Source organism: Streptomyces sp. HUAS MG56, from assembly GCF_058673395.1.
Genome location: NZ_CM178722.1, coordinates 2733118 through 2747867, shown reverse-complemented (window position 1 = coordinate 2747867; position 14750 = coordinate 2733118). Strand labels below are relative to the sequence as shown.

13 protein-coding genes are annotated in these 14750 nt (G+C 72.8%); 11 read left to right on the top strand and 2 right to left on the bottom strand.

Annotated elements, in window-relative coordinates:
- Positions 1-134: 134 nt before the first annotated feature.
- Positions 135-1343 (top strand): methionine adenosyltransferase, encoded by a 1209-nt coding sequence (gene metK, locus AC4OXY_RS13100; protein ID WP_491993967.1) that lies wholly within the window; start codon positions 135-137, stop codon positions 1341-1343.
- Between the two features lie 141 nt (positions 1344-1484).
- The gene (locus AC4OXY_RS13095; protein ID WP_356032694.1) at positions 1485-3650 is read left to right on the top strand and encodes a primosomal protein N'; all 2166 of its coding nucleotides are present in this window, start codon (positions 1485-1487) and stop codon (positions 3648-3650) included.
- Between the two features lie 92 nt (positions 3651-3742).
- Here the strand turns inward: AC4OXY_RS13095 and AC4OXY_RS13090 are convergent, their stop codons facing one another.
- The gene (locus tag AC4OXY_RS13090) at positions 3743-4288 is read right to left on the bottom strand and encodes a hypothetical protein (protein WP_491993966.1); all 546 of its coding nucleotides are present in this window, start codon (positions 4286-4288) and stop codon (positions 3743-3745) included.
- A gap of 312 nt (positions 4289-4600) precedes the next feature.
- On the opposite strand from AC4OXY_RS13090, the gene fmt reads away from it, so the two are divergent.
- The 9 genes from fmt (at position 4601) to AC4OXY_RS13045 (ending at position 13836) form a co-directional block, all read left to right on the top strand.
- Positions 4601-5533 (top strand): methionyl-tRNA formyltransferase, encoded by a 933-nt coding sequence (fmt, locus tag AC4OXY_RS13085; protein ID WP_356032699.1) that lies wholly within the window; start codon positions 4601-4603, stop codon positions 5531-5533.
- A gap of 141 nt (positions 5534-5674) precedes the next feature.
- Positions 5675-7102, top strand: coding sequence for an RsmB/NOP family class I SAM-dependent RNA methyltransferase (locus tag AC4OXY_RS13080; RefSeq protein WP_491993965.1), 1428 nt, complete (start codon positions 5675-5677; stop codon positions 7100-7102).
- Between the two features lie 110 nt (positions 7103-7212).
- Complete coding sequence (gene rpe / locus AC4OXY_RS13075; RefSeq protein WP_491993964.1) at positions 7213-7896, top strand: ribulose-phosphate 3-epimerase; 684 nt, start codon at positions 7213-7215, stop codon at positions 7894-7896.
- Positions 7897-7986: 90 nt separating this feature from the next.
- Positions 7987-9030, top strand: a complete 1044-nt coding sequence (locus AC4OXY_RS13070; RefSeq protein ID WP_356032707.1) for a sugar-binding transcriptional regulator — start codon at positions 7987-7989, stop codon at positions 9028-9030.
- A 101-nt stretch (positions 9031-9131) separates the two neighbouring features.
- Positions 9132-9620 carry a guanyl-specific ribonuclease gene (locus AC4OXY_RS13065; RefSeq protein WP_402069051.1) on the top strand — a complete coding sequence of 163 codons (489 nt, stop codon included), beginning with the start codon at positions 9132-9134 and terminating at the stop codon, positions 9618-9620.
- Positions 9617-9946 (top strand): barstar family protein, encoded by a 330-nt coding sequence (locus tag AC4OXY_RS13060; RefSeq protein WP_356032713.1) that lies wholly within the window; start codon positions 9617-9619, stop codon positions 9944-9946. The genes AC4OXY_RS13065 and AC4OXY_RS13060 overlap by 4 nt, the downstream gene beginning before the upstream one ends.
- Positions 9947-10078: 132 nt before the next feature.
- The gene (locus AC4OXY_RS13055; protein ID WP_356032715.1) at positions 10079-11521 is read left to right on the top strand and encodes a GuaB1 family IMP dehydrogenase-related protein; all 1443 of its coding nucleotides are present in this window, start codon (positions 10079-10081) and stop codon (positions 11519-11521) included.
- Between the two features lie 347 nt (positions 11522-11868).
- The gene (locus tag AC4OXY_RS13050) at positions 11869-13356 is read left to right on the top strand and encodes an amino acid permease (RefSeq protein WP_356032717.1); all 1488 of its coding nucleotides are present in this window, start codon (positions 11869-11871) and stop codon (positions 13354-13356) included.
- A 27-nt stretch (positions 13357-13383) separates the two neighbouring features.
- Positions 13384-13836 (top strand): Lrp/AsnC family transcriptional regulator, encoded by a 453-nt coding sequence (locus AC4OXY_RS13045; RefSeq protein WP_067129751.1) that lies wholly within the window; start codon positions 13384-13386, stop codon positions 13834-13836.
- A 122-nt stretch (positions 13837-13958) separates the two neighbouring features.
- Here AC4OXY_RS13045 and AC4OXY_RS13040 read toward each other — a convergent pair whose 3' ends face one another.
- The gene (locus AC4OXY_RS13040) at positions 13959-14699 is read right to left on the bottom strand and encodes a GntR family transcriptional regulator (RefSeq protein ID WP_356032720.1); all 741 of its coding nucleotides are present in this window, start codon (positions 14697-14699) and stop codon (positions 13959-13961) included.
- Between the last annotated feature and the right edge of the window lie 51 nt (positions 14700-14750).

Here is a 14750-nt window from a genome sequence, read left to right as displayed (position 1 = left end):
AGCACTCCCGAGAGGTGAGACTGTGGCCCATCGGGCGAGTGCGACCGATAAACTGTTCCAGGTCGGCATCAGGCGCAGCCCTCGTGCCGACAGAAAATGATCAGCCAGCAGCCGCTGCAACCACAGGGAGCGTTGTGTCCCGTCGCCTGTTCACCTCGGAGTCCGTGACCGAGGGCCACCCCGACAAGATCGCTGACCAGATCAGCGACACCATTCTCGACGCGCTTCTGCGCGAGGACCCGACCTCCCGGGTCGCCGTCGAGACGCTGATCACCACCGGCCTGGTGCACGTGGCCGGCGAGGTCACGACCAAGGCGTACGCGGACATCGCGACCCTGGTCCGCAACAAGATCCTGGAGATCGGCTACGACTCCTCCAAGAAGGGCTTCGACGGCGCCTCCTGCGGCGTGTCGGTGTCCATCGGCGCGCAGTCCCCGGACATCGCGCAGGGCGTCGACACGGCGTACGAGAACCGCGTCGAGGGCGATGAGGACGAGCTGGACAAGCAGGGCGCGGGCGACCAGGGCCTGATGTTCGGCTACGCGTCCGACGAGACGCCGACGCTGATGCCGCTGCCGGTCTTCCTGGCGCACCGCCTGTCGAAGCGGCTGTCCGAGGTCCGCAAGAACGGCACGATCCCCTACCTGCGCCCGGACGGCAAGACGCAGGTCACCATCGAGTACGACGGCGACAAGGCCGTCCGTCTGGACACGGTCGTCGTCTCCTCGCAGCACGCCTCCGACATCGACCTGGAGTCGCTGCTCGCCCCCGACATCCGTGAGTTCGTCGTGGAGCCCGAGCTGAAGGCCCTGCTGGAGGACGGCATCAAGCTCGACACCGACGGCTACCGCCTGCTGGTCAACCCGACCGGCCGTTTCGAGATCGGCGGCCCGATGGGCGACGCCGGTCTGACCGGCCGCAAGATCATCATCGACACGTACGGCGGCATGGCCCGGCACGGCGGCGGCGCGTTCTCGGGCAAGGACCCGTCCAAGGTGGACCGCTCGGCGGCGTACGCGATGCGCTGGGTCGCCAAGAACGTGGTGGCGGCCGGGCTGGCCTCCCGCTGCGAGGTGCAGGTCGCGTACGCGATCGGCAAGGCCGAGCCCGTCGGTCTGTTCGTCGAGACGTTCGGCACCCACAAGGTCGAGACCGAGAAGATCGAGAAGGCCATCGACGCCGTCTTCGACCTGCGTCCGGCCGCGATCATCCGCGACCTCGACCTGCTCCGCCCGATCTACTCCCAGACGGCGGCCTACGGCCACTTCGGCCGGGAGCTGCCCGACTTCACCTGGGAGCGCACCGACCGCGTGGACGCCCTGCGCAAGGCCGTCGGTCTCTGAGACGAGCGGCGACACGGCTGACACCGGCTCCCGGGACCACCGTTCGGTGATCCCGGGACCCGACGCCGTCATGCGGTACATGGATGTGAACGGCAGGCCGCGGGCGGGCCGTTGTCAGTGGCGTTTGGTAAGAATGCAAGCGTGAGCAGCGAGAACGAGCAGGGGGGCGGGGACGCCGAAGGGGCGCCGCCGGAGCAGCTCGCGCTCATCCGGGAGAGCGTGCGCAAGGCGAGGACACCACGCGCCAAGCCGCGCACCTGGCGGGGCGCCGCGCTCGCCAAGGAGCTGCCCGTCGCCCGGGTCCTGGTCGACAAGGGCGTGCTGCACCTCGACCGGTACTTCGACTACGCCGTCCCCGAGGAGCTGGACGCGCAGGCGCAGCCCGGGGTGCGGGTGCGCGTGCGGTTCGGGGCCGGCCGGCACCGGGTGCGCGAAGGGCGCCGCGAGGGCGGCGGCCTCATCGACGGCTTTCTGATCGAGCGCCGCGCCGAGTCCGACTACTCCGGGCCGCTGGCCGCACTGGCCCAGGTCGTGTCCCCGGAGCCCGTGCTGAGCGAGGAGCTGCTCGGCCTCGCCCGGGCCGTCGCCGACCGCTACGCGGGCAGCCTCGCCGATGTGCTCCAGCTGGCCGTGCCGCCGCGCAGCGCCCGTGCCGAACAGCGGCCGTCACCGGACCCGCTGCCGCCGCCGAACCCCCCGACCGCCGGATCCTGGGGGCGGTACGAGCACGGGGGCGCCTTCCTGGAGGCCCTCGCCTCCGGCGCGGCGCCCCGGGCCGTGTGGAACGCGCTGCCGGGTCCGCTGTGGAGCGAGGAGCTGGCCCGGGCCGTCGCCGCCACGCTCGCCTCGGAGCGCGGCGCCCTCGTCGTCGTACCGGACGGGCGGGCCGCGGCCCGGGTCGACGCCGCGCTCACCGCGCTCCTCGGCCCGGGCCGGCACGCGCTGCTGACCGCCGACGCGGGACCCGAGAAGCGGTACGCGCAGTGGCTCGCCGTGCGGCGCGGATCCGTACGGGCCGTCGTGGGGACACGGGCCGCCATGTTCGCGCCCGTGCGCGACCTGGGCCTCGTCGCGGTCTGGGACGACGGCGACGACAGCCTGAGCGAGCAGCACGCCCCGCAGCCGCACGCGCGCGATGTGCTGCTGCTGCGCGCCGCGCTGGACAAGTGCGCCTTCCTGCTGGGCGGATTCGGCTGCACCGTGGAGGCCGCCCAGCTCGTGGAGAGCGGCTGGGCCCGGCCGCTGGTCGCCGGCCGTGAGCAGGTACGGCGGACCGCGCCCGTGGTCCGGACGGTCGGCGACGACGACCTCGCCCGCGACGAGGCCGCCCGCGCCGCCCGGCTGCCGACCCTGGCCTGGCAGGCGGCGCGCGAAGGACTGCGGCACGGGCCGGTGCTGGTGCAGGTGCCCCGGCGTGGCTACGCCCCCCGCATGGCCTGCGACCGGTGCCGGGCGCCCGCGCGGTGCCGGCACTGCGCCGGACCGCTCCAGGGCCAGGACGCGGGAGTGCTGCGGTGCGGCTGGTGCGGGCGTGAGGAGAGCGCGTGGCACTGCCCGGAGTGCGGCGGCTTCCGGCTGCGCGCCCAGGTGGTGGGGGCGCGCCGGACGGCCGAGGAACTGGGGCGCGCCTTTCCCGCCGTACCGGTGCGGACCTCGGGACGGGAGCAGGTGCTGGACACCGTGCCGGGCACGCCCGCGCTGGTGGTGAGCACCCCGGGCGCCGAACCCGTCGCCGAGGGCGGCTACGCGGCGGCCCTGCTGCTGGACGGCTGGGCCATGCTCGTCCGCCCCGACCTGCGGGCCGGCGAGGACGCGCTGCGCCGGTGGATCGCGGCGAGCGCGCTGGTCCGGCCGCAGGGCGAGGGGGGCACGGTGGTCGTGGTGGCCGAGCCGACCTTGCGGCCGGTGCAGGCGCTGGTGCGCTGGGACCCCGTCGGGCACGCGGTGCGGGAACTGGCCGAGCGGGCGGAGCTGGGCTTCCCGCCGGTGTCCCGGATGGCGGCTGTCACAGGAGCGCCGGCGGCCGTCGCCGGCTTCCTGGCGTCGGCCGAACTGCCGCCGGACGCCGAGGTGTTGGGGCCGGTTCCGGTGCCGCCCACGCCGCCCGGTCGGCCTCGCAGGCCCGGCGCCCCGCCGCCCGGCGAGCACTGGGAGCGGGCACTTGTGCGGGTGCCGCCGGGGAGCGGGGCGGCGCTGGCCGCCGCGCTGAAGGCCGCTCAGGCCGCGCGGATGGCGCGGGGCAGCGGGCACGCCGGCGGGGCCGCGGAGGCCGTGCGGGTGCGGATCGATCCGCCGGACATCGGGTGACGTGCGCTCCCCGGGAGACATGTGAGTGCCCTCCCGGACGTGGTGCCGGGAGGGCCGGGCGGCGCGGGCCGGGGCGCGTCGGCGCGTCGGCGTCAGCCGTTGCGCGGCCCGGGGAACGCCGTCGGGCGGGCGTCGTCGCGCAGGGCGGGGCTGCCCGCGGTCGGCTGGGTGGGCATGGAGCGGGCCGCGGGGACCGTGGGCACCGTCGGCAGGCCCGTGTTCACGCCGAGCGTGCGCGCGGCGGACGGCTCCGGCGTCCGTTCGGTCTCGGCGGCGGCCGCCTGGGCCGCGGCGCGGCGGGCGCCGTAACGGCGGTGCACCGCCTGCTTGGTGACTCCGAGCGCCGAGCCGACCGCGTCCCACGAGAAGCCGAGTGAGCGGTCGAAGTCCACGGCGGCCGTGACCAGGGTCTCGACGCTGTCGCGGAGTTCCTGGGCCAGGCGGACCGTCGGGGCGGGGGCACGTCCGTAGACGACGAAGCCCGTGGACGGGCCGGAGCGGCGCGGGCGGTAGACGTTGCCCAGCTGGGCGGTGAGCGTGCGCAGCGCGTCCACCTGTCGGCGGACCCGCTCGATGTCCCGCACCAGCAAGTGCAGGCTGGCCCGGGCCTGGGCGTCGTGGGTTGCGTGGTCGGCCATGAACAAGCCTCTCGAACCGGCGTTGAAAGGAATTGGGCCGCGAAAGCGGCCCGTTGTGGTCAACTCTTTCTTGACCAACGCGTGTGCGCGCCGCTGGTCACGGGGTGGGGGCGTACGGGCATATGCGTACGCCGGTCGGGCGGGCGCCCGCGCCCGGCAGCGGTGCGGGACCGCTGCCGCGCCCGCGCACCGCCCGTGTCTCCCGGCCGCGACGCCGACCTGTGCGGCTTCGGCCGTCGGCGGCCTTTCCCCGGTGGTCATAGACTGGTGCGCTGCCCGTCCAACCCCCGCCAGAGAGGCCCGATCCCGCCCATGAAGCTCGTCTTCGCCGGTACCCCCGAGGTCGCCGTTCCCGCTCTGGACGCCCTGATCGCCGCCGGGCGGCACGAGGTCGCCGCCGTCGTCACGCGGCCCGACGCGCCGGCCGGGCGCGGGCGCAGGCTGGTCGCGTCGCCCGTGGCCGAGCGGGCGCAGGAGGCAGGGATCGAGGTGCTCAAGCCCCTCAAGCCGCGCGACCCGGAGTTCCTGGAGCGGCTCACGCAGATCGCCCCGGACTGCTGCCCGGTCGTCGCCTACGGCGCCCTGCTGCCCCGGGTCGCCCTCGACATCCCGACTCACGGCTGGGTCAACCTGCACTTCTCGCTGCTGCCCGCCTGGCGCGGGGCCGCGCCGGTGCAGCACTCCATCATGGCGGGCGACGAGATCACCGGCGCCTCCACCTTCCTCATCGAGGAGGGCCTCGACTCCGGGCCCGTCTACGGCACCGTCACCGAGGAGGTCCGGGCCACCGACACCAGCGGCGACCTGCTCACGCGGCTGGCCTTCGCCGGCGCCGGGCTGCTCGCCGCGACCATGGACGGCATCGAGGACGGCACCCTGAAGGCCGTACCGCAGCCGGCCGACGGCGTCACCGTCGCGCCGAAGATCACCGTCGAGGACGCCCAGGTGGACTGGACCGCCCCCGCGCTGCGCGTCGACCGGGTCGTGCGCGGCTGCACCCCGGCGCCCGGCGCCTGGACCACCTTCCGGGGCGAGCGGCTGAAGCTCATCCAGGTCACGCCCGTGCCGGAGCGGACCGACCTCGCGCCGGGGCGGATGGCGGTCGGCAAGAACAGCGTGCACGTCGGCACGGGTTCGTACGCCGTCGAGCTGCTCTGGGTGCAGGCCCAGGGCAAGAAGCCGATGCGGGCGGCCGACTGGGCCCGCGGGGTGCGCATCACCGAGGACGAGACCCTCGGGGGCTGAGTGCCCCGCCGGAGGTGCCGCAATGCGCCGTCGGTCGTCTGCGGGTCCGCCGCGGCCGGTCTACCCGCGCGGCGGAGGTGACGGTGCGCGGACGTAGGCTGGAGACCGCACCTCCTTCCTCGTATCCGGAGCACCTTTTTCGTGAGTGAGCAGTCCCGGCGGCCCCATAGGCCCGCCAAGCCCTATCGCCGTCCGCAGAAGGACCCCGTCCGCATCCTGGCCTTCGAGGCGCTGCGCGCGGTCGACGAGCGGGACGCGTACGCCAACCTCGTGCTGCCGCCGCTGCTGCGCAAGGCGCGCGAGAAGGAGGGGCCGGAGAAGTTCGACGCACGGGACGCGGCCCTCGCCACCGAGCTGGTGTACGGCACGCTGCGCCGGCAGGGGACGTACGACGCCGTCATCGCCGCCTGTGTCGACCGGCCGCTGCGCGAGGTCGATCCGCCGGTGCTCGACGTGCTCAGCCTCGGTGTGCACCAGCTGCTCGGGACCCGGATCCCGGCCCACGCCGCCGTGTCCGCCTCCGTGGAGCTGGCCCGCGTGGTGCTCGGCGACGGACGCGCCAAGTTCGTCAACGCCGTGCTGCGCAAGGTGACCCAGCACGACCTCGACGGCTGGCTGGAGAAGATCGCGCCGCCCTACGACGAGGACCCCGAGGACCACCTCGCCGTCGTGCACTCGCACCCCCGCTGGATCGTCTCGGCGCTCTGGGACTCGCTCGGCGGCGGGCGCGCCGGGATCGAGGACCTGCTGGAGGCCGACAACGAGCGGCCCGAGGTGACCCTCGTCGCGCGGCCGGGGCGGGCCACCGCCGACGAACTGCTGCGCGAGGAGGCCGCCGTGCCCGGGCGCTGGTCGCCGTACGCCGTGCGGCTCGCCGAGGGCGGTGAGCCGGGCGCGGTGGAGGCCGTCCGCGAAGGCCGGGCCGGGGTGCAGGACGAGGGCAGCCAGCTGGTGGCCCTGGCGCTCGCCAACGCGCCCGTCGAGGGATCCGACACGCGGTGGCTCGACGGCTGCGCCGGCCCCGGCGGCAAGGCCGCGCTGCTCGCCGCCCTCGCCGCCGAGCGCGGCGCCACGCTGCTCGCCTCCGAGAAGCAGCCGCACCGGGCCGGACTGGTCGCCAAGGCGCTGGCCGGCAACCCCGGGCCGTACCAGGTCATCGCCGCCGACGGCACCCGGCCGCCGTGGCGGTCCGGGAGCTTCGACCGCGTGCTGATGGACGTGCCGTGCACCGGGCTCGGCGCGCTGCGCCGGCGGCCGGAGGCCCGCTGGCGCCGGCGCCCCGAGGACCTGGAGAACTTCGCGCCGCTCCAGCGCGCCCTGCTGCGCACCGCGCTCGACTCGGTGCGTGTCGGCGGCGTCGTCGGGTACGCCACCTGCTCGCCGCACCTCGCCGAGACCCGGGCGGTCGTCTCCGACGTGCTCAAGCAGCACCCGCAGACCGAGCTGATCGACGCGCGCCCGCTGCTGCCCGGCGTACCGGCGCTCGGCGAGGGGCCGGACCTCCAGCTGTGGCCGCATCTGCACGGCACCGACGCGATGTACCTGGCGCTCATCCGTCGTACCGGCTGAGGTCACGCGTTCACCGGGAGTCATCCACAGGCGGCCGCGTCAGTATGATGAACGGCCCCGCCTGTGGACGGACGCGAACATCAGTGCTCCGGACATGGCAGTCTTGGGGCATGGCCCAGATCAACCCCAGCATCCTGTCCGCCGACTTCGCCCGCCTCGCGGAGGAGGCCAAGGCGGTCCAAGGCGCCGACTGGCTCCATGTCGACGTCATGGACAACCACTTCGTCCCGAACCTCACGCTCGGCGTGCCGGTCGTGGAGTCCCTGGCGCGTGCGACGGACACCCCGCTGGACTGCCATCTGATGATCGAGGACCCCGACCGCTGGGCTCCCCGGTACGTCGAGGCGGGCGCCTCCTCGGTCACCTTCCACGTGGAGGCGGCCGCCGCTCCCGTGCGGCTCGCCCGGGAGATCCGCGCCAAGGGCGCCCGTGCCTCCATGGCGCTCAAGCCGGCGACGCCGATCGAGCCGTTCGAGGATCTGCTGCCCGAGCTCGACATGCTGCTGATCATGACGGTCGAGCCCGGCTTCGGCGGCCAGGCCTTCCTCGACATCATGCTGCCGAAGATCCGCCGCACCCGGGAGCTGATCGCCAAGCACGGCCTCCAGATGTGGCTCCAGGTGGACGGCGGTGTCTCCGCCTCGACGATCGAGCAGTGCGCGGAGGCGGGCGCGGACGTCTTCGTGGCCGGCTCGGCGGTCTACGGCGCGGCGGACCCGGCGGAGGCGGTGCGTGCCCTGCGCGCCCAGGCGGACGCGGTCACCGCCCGGTCGTCCTGGGCATGCGACCACTGAGCCACAGATACATGAACGGTTAAGTGAACGGCGCCCATCAGGGCAGATCAGTCGCCCCGAATCTGCAAGGATGAACGGCGAATCCAGAGTGTGAACAGCAGTGAGGAGATCGCCGTGTCGGGTATGTCGGCGGGCCGGTCAGCCATGCGGATGGGACCCGCTGAGCTGGTCCAGGCGGCGGCCATGGCCCGCCGCTTCTACCTTGAGGGGAAGTCCAAGATCCAGATCGCCGAGGAGTTCGGCGTCAGCCGCTTCAAGGTGGCCCGGGTCCTGGAGACGGCCCTCGAACGGGATCTCGTCCGCATCGAGATCCGCGTGCCGGCCGAGCTGGACGCCGAGCGCTCCGACGCGCTCCGCGCCCGGTACGGCCTGAGGCACGCCGTCGTGGTCGAGTCCCCGGCCGAGGCCGAGGAGACCCCCGACCCGGAGAACCTCGGCGAGGTCGCCGCCGACCTGCTCGGCGAACTCGTCGACGAGGGGGACGTGCTGGGGCTGGCCTGGGGCCGGTCCACCATCCACATGGCGGCGGCGCTCGACCGGCTGCCGCCGTGCACGGTGGTGCAGCTGACGGGGGTGTACGACGCCGGGACCGCCGAGCGCGGATCGGTGGAGGCGGTGCGCCGCGCCGCGCAGGTGTCCGGCGGGGACGCGCACCCCATCTACGCGCCGATGCTGCTGCCGGACGCGGCCACCGCGGCGGCGCTGCGCCACCAGACCGGGATCGCCCGGGCCTTCGAGTACTTCGACAAGGTCACGGTCGCCTGCGTCTCCATCGGCTCCTGGGAGCCGGGCATCTCGACGGTGCACGACATGCTCAGCGACGAGGAGCGGGCGCACTACGCCTCGCTCGGTGTCGCCGCCGAGATGTCCGCGCACCTCTTCGACGCCGAGGGGCGCCGGATCGGGCGGGACCTGGGGGAGCGGTGCATCACGGTCAAGACCGACCAGCTGCGCCGTATCCCGGAGGTCGTGGCGATCGCGGGCGGGCAGCGCAAGGCTCCCGCGATCGACGCGGTGCTGCGCTCCGGGCTGGTCACCAGCCTGGTCACGGACACCTCGGCCGCGGACTACCTGATGACGGCGGGACCGACCCCGAAGCCGGCCCTGAGCCGCGCGGACCCCGACGGTTCCTGACCGGCCCCTGCCCCGGGCCCGGCAGATCCGGCCCACTGGCCGACTCCGGTCGCCGGGCGCGGAGTTCGTGGCGGTGGGACGGCCGTGGCAGCATCATCCGCATGTTGCTGCGGTTCGTCCCCCCACCGTCCCGACGACGGGCGGTGCCCCGCCTGTTCGCGGGGCTGCTCGTCGTCCTCGCCGTCCTGCTGACCGGCTGCTCGTCGCACCACACGAGCACCGGCACCGGCAGGAGCTCCGGTATCGGCAAGAGTGCAGGCCCTGCCTCGCACGCCCCTGCCGCCCCCTCGGCCACGCCCGGCTGGGCCAAGGGCATGGCCACCGTCCAGGCGTCCGCGCTGCCCGCCGAGGCCCGGCAGACCCTCGCCCTCATCGACAAGGGCGGCCCCTATCCCTACGCCCGGGACGGCATCGTCTTCGGGAACGTCGAGCGGCACCTGCCGGGGCACCAGCGCGGCTATTACCACGAGTACACCGTCAAGACGCCCGGCTCGCGCGACCGCGGCGCCCGGCGCATCATCACCGGCAAGGCCGGGGAGATCTACTACACCGATGATCACTACAACTCGTTCCGGGCGGTGCTGGGATGAGCGAAGACCTGGCAGGGCGGCTCGTCGTCACCCTGGACCTCGACGGAGTCACCGACAAGGCCGGTCTGATGGACCGCGCCGCCCGGGCCCTGGCACTGCCCGACTGGTTCGGCCGGAACTGGGACGCGCTGGCGGACTCCCTGTCCGACCACACCGTGTGGCCCGAGGGGGCCGTCGAGCAGGGGCTGCTGATCGTCGTGCGCGGCTGGCAGCCGTACGCCGAGGCGCGGCCGAAGGAGTGGCGGATCGCGCAGGACGTGTTCACCGAAGCGGTGGACCGGACTCCCTCGCTCACCGTCGCCCTCGCTGTTGGAGGATCCTCCTAGCTGATCCGCGGCGGGCCTGGATGTTCTGTGGGGGCATGACCCGGCCTCCGACATGGGACAATGAAGTACGTGCTCTTTCCCCCCGGCACACCTGTCGGGGGGTCACCTCTGATCGACTGGGATGTGCGGCACGTGCGTTTCCTCAATGACATCCAGCCCCCGTACGACCTGACGTACGACGACGTGTTCATGGTGCCGAGCCGCTCCGCGGTCGGTTCGCGTCAGGGCGTGGACCTCAGCTCGCCGGACGGCACGGGCACCACCATCCCGCTCGTCGTCGCCAACATGACCGCCATCGCCGGCCGCCGTATGGCCGAGACCATGGCCCGCCGCGGCGGCCTGGTGGTCATCCCGCAGGACATCCCGATCGACGTCGTCACCGACGTCGTCTCCTGGGTCAAGAGCCGCCACCTGGTGCTCGACACCCCGATCGTGCTTGCCCCCCACCAGACCGTCGCCGACGCGCTCGCGCTGCTGCCCAAGCGCGCCCACAACGCCGGTGTCGTCGTGGACGAGAACCAGCGTCCGGTCGGCGTCGTCACCGACGAGGACCTGACCGGCGTCGACCGCTTCACACAGCTCGAAGTGGTCATGTCCAAGGACCTGCTCCTCCTCGACGCGGACATCGACCCGCGCGAGGCCTTCAACACCCTCGACCAGCACAACCGGCGCTACGCCCCGGCCGTCGACAAGGACGGCAAGCTGGCCGGCATCCTCACCCGCAAGGGCGCCCTGCGCGCCACGCTGTACACGCCGGCTGTGGACGCGAACGGCAAGCTGCGCATCGCCGCCGCCGTCGGCATCAACGGCGATGTGGCGGGCAAGGCCAAGCAGCTGCTCGACGCGGGCGTGGACACGCTCGTCATCGACACCGCGCACGGTCACCAGGAGTCGATGATCAGCGCGATCAAGCTGGTGCGCGCGCTCGACCCGCAGGTGCCGATCGCCGCGGGCAACATCGTCTCCGCCGAGGGCGTCAAGGATCTCGTCGACGCCGGCGCGGACATCATCAAGGTCGGTGTGGGCCCCGGCGCCATGTGCACCACCCGCATGATGACCGGCGTGGGCCGGCCGCAGTTCTCCGCGGTTCTGGAGTGCGCCGCCGAGGCGAAGAAGTACGGCAAGCACGTGTGGGCCGACGGCGGTGTCCGCCACCCGCGCGACGTCGCCATGGCCCTCGCGGCCGGTGCGTCCAACGTGATGGTCGGCTCCTGGTTCGCGGGCACCTACGAGTCCCCGGGCGACCTCCAGCACGACGCCAACGGACGCGCCTACAAGGAGTCCTTCGGCATGGCGTCCGCGCGTGCGGTGGCCAACCGCACGTCGGAGGAGTCGTCCTACGACCGAGCCCGCAAGGCGCTGTTCGAGGAGGGCATCTCCACCTCCCGCATGTTCCTCGACCCGACCCGCCCGGGCGTCGAGGACCTGATCGACTCGATCATCGCGGGCGTCCGCTCGTCGTGCACCTACGCCGGCGCGGGCTCCCTGGAGGAGTTCGCCGAGAAGGCCATCGTCGGCATCCAGAGCGCCGCCGGTTACGCCGAGGGCAAGCCGCTGCACGCCAGCTGGAGCTGACCCTCAAGTCCATCGGGTCCCTCAAGTCCCTTCCGCACGGCCCCCGTTGATCCCGCCCCCGGGATCGACGGGGGCCGTCGGCGTGTTCAGGACCTCGCAGAGCGGACCGGTGGGGCCGCCGCGCAACGCTCGTCGCTCCGGGTGCAACGAATTGGCGTTCTGGGCGGATGAACGCAATGATCATCCGGGGACGCGCAAGGTTGCTGCATTACGCCCGTGAAGGCCGCCCCCGTAGGGTGCTGCGCTGTACGTGGCGTGGCGGGGACCCCGCTCGGTGGGTTCCTGCCCTGGCAGGGCTGCACCGGGTCCCCGTCCCGCAGTGACCGGCAGCGATAAGGAGCCAGCGCGTGCTCGACCAAGGCGCACCCCCGCACGACCGCCCAGCGACCGCCCCCGCGTCCCCGGGCGTCGCCGCGCGCCTCATGCGGCGCAAGCCTGTGGAACGCCTGGTCGCGGAGGGCGGCCAGGGTGAGGGAGGGCAGCTTCGGCGCTCCCTCGGGCTGTGGCAGCTGACCATGATCAGCATCGGTGCCACGCTCGGCACCGGCATCTTCGTCGTCCTCGGCGAGGCCGTCCCCAAGGCGGGTCCGGCCGTCACCCTCTCCTTCGTGATCGCCGGTCTCACCGCGCTGTTCTCGGCCCTGTCCTACGCCGAGCTGGCGGGCACCATCCCGGTCTCCGGTTCCTCGTACTCGTACGCATACGCAACCATGGGCGAACTGGTCGCCTGGGTCTGCGGCTGGTGCCTGCTGCTGGAGTACGGCGTCTCGGTGGCCGCCGTGGCCGTCGGCTGGGGCCAGTACCTGAACGAGCTGCTGGACGGCACCATAGGCGTCACCATCCCGGACGCCCTGTCGGCGCCGCCCGGCCAGGGCGGCATCTTCAACCTGCCCGCCCTGATCGTCGTCCTGCTCGGCATGGTGTTCCTGCTCGGCGGCGCCAAGGAGTCCGCGCGCGCCAACACCGTCATGGTGAGCGTGAAGATCGCCGCGCTGATCCTCTTCTGCGCCATCGGCTTCATGGGCTTCAAGTCCGGCAACTACGCCAACTTCATGCCGCTCGGCATGGCCGGAGTCAGCGCGGCCGGTGCCACGCTGTTCTTCTCGTACATCGGCTTCGACGCCGCCTCCACCGCCGGTGAGGAGGCGAAGGACGCACAGCGCGACCTGCCGCGCGCGATCATGCTGTCGCTGGTCATCGTGACCGCGCTGTACGTCCTCGTCGCGGCCGTCGCCGTGGGTGCCTGGCCCTGGAAGAAGTTCAAGGACTCCGAGGCCGCGCTCGCGCAGATCATGACCGACGTCACCGGGCAGAGCTTCTGGGGCACGCTGCTCGCGTTCTGCGCGGTCATCGCCATCGCCAGCGTCGTGCTGACCGTGCTCTACGGCCAGACCCGCATCCTGTTCGCGATGTCCCGCGACGGCCTGGTGCCCAAGATCTTCTCCAGGGTCCACCCGAAGACCGGCGCGCCGCGCGCCAACACGATCATCGTGTCCGTGTTCTGCGGTCTCCTGGCCGCCGCGATCCCGCTGGGCCAGCTGGCGGACGCCACCAGCATCGGCACGCTGTTCGCCTTCGCGCTGGTCAACATCGCCGTCGTGGTGCTGCGCCGGACCCGCCCGGCCATGCACCGCACGTTCCGCGTGCCGCTGTCGCCGGTGCTGCCCGCGCTGGGCTTCCTCTTCTGCATCTGGATGATGGGCAGCCTCTCCGAGGTCACCTGGATCGTGTTCGGTGTCTGGATGGCCGTCGGGCTCGTGTTCTACTTCGTATACGGCTATCGCCGTTCCCGTCTCGCGACGGCAACGGATCTCGCGGTGGCGGCAGAGAAGTGATCGAACCGAAGAAGTGAACCACCCCCTGTGCTGAACGATCTCGACGAACGCATCGTGCACGCCCTCGCCGAGGACGCCCGCCGTTCCTACGCGGACATCGGGCAACTGGTCGGACTGTCCGCCCCGGCCGTCAAGCGGCGCGTGGACCGGCTGCGCGCGACCGGAGCCATCACCGGGTTCACCGTCCGGGTGGACCCGGCGGCGCTCGGCTGGGAGACCGAGGGCTACATCGAGATCCACTGCCGGCGCAACACCTCGCCGGAGACCATTCAGCGGGGGCTGGAGCGGTACCAGGAGGTCGTGGCCGCGTCGACCGTCACCGGCGACGCGGACGCGATCGCCCAGGTCTTCGCGTCCGACATGCGTCACTTCGAGCGGGTGCTGGAGCGCATCGCCGGGGAGCCGTTCGTCGAGCGGACCAAGTCGGTGCTGGTGCTGTCGCCGTTGCTGCGACGCTTCTCCTCCGGGGCGCCGGGGTAGGGGGCAGTCCCCGAACCCCCGCTTCAGGGGGTTCGACGACAACCCCCCCAAGGGGCGCGGGGAACTGCGCGAGAAACCACGACGGACCCGCACCCGGCAACGGCGAATAGCCCCGCCGAGCTCTATTCCGCCGTCTTCCGCGCCAGCGCATTGTTGCCGATCGAGTTCCGCACGCTGAAGCTCACCGCGTCCGAGCGGTACCGGTCGTCCGACCACTCCACCGGCCGCCCCTCGCGGGTCGTGGTCACGCGCCGCACCCGCAGCAGCGGACTCGTCCGGCGCACCCCGAGCAGCTCGGCGTCCTGCGCGCCGCAGGCGACCGCGTCGATGATGTGCTCGCCGTACGCGAAGACGAGGCCCGTCTCGTCGTACAGGCGCTGGGTGACGGACGGGCAGTCCGGTTCGATGGACTCGACCGCGGGGGAGATCCAGTCGGCGTACACGGTGCGTTCCAGGAGCACCGGCTCGCCGTCCAGGCCGCGGACCCGCAGGACGTGCAACACCTGTGTGCCGACGGGGAGTTGGAGGCGTACCGCGTCCTCCTGGGTCGCCGGGCGGTACTGCTGGGCGACCACCCGGCCGGTGGCCTCGCGGCCCATCGCGCGGGCCCACTGGGCGAAGCTGCGCAGTTCCTCGAAGCTCTGGCTGCGGCGGCTGGCCAGGACCACCCGGCGGGCGCCCTGGCGGGAGCCGATCAGGCCCTCGGACGTCAGGGTCGCGACGGCCTGGCGGACCGTGCCGCGCGAGACGCCGTAGTGCGCGGCCAGCTCCGACTCCGAGGGCAGCCGGCTGCCGACCGTGTACTCCTCTCGGTCGATGGCCCGCCGCAGCTCGTCGGCGATCTCCTCGTGGCGCGCGGTCATGCTTCCCCTCTGCTTAGGTCGCTGTGCACAGCGTGACCAGCCTAATCGACG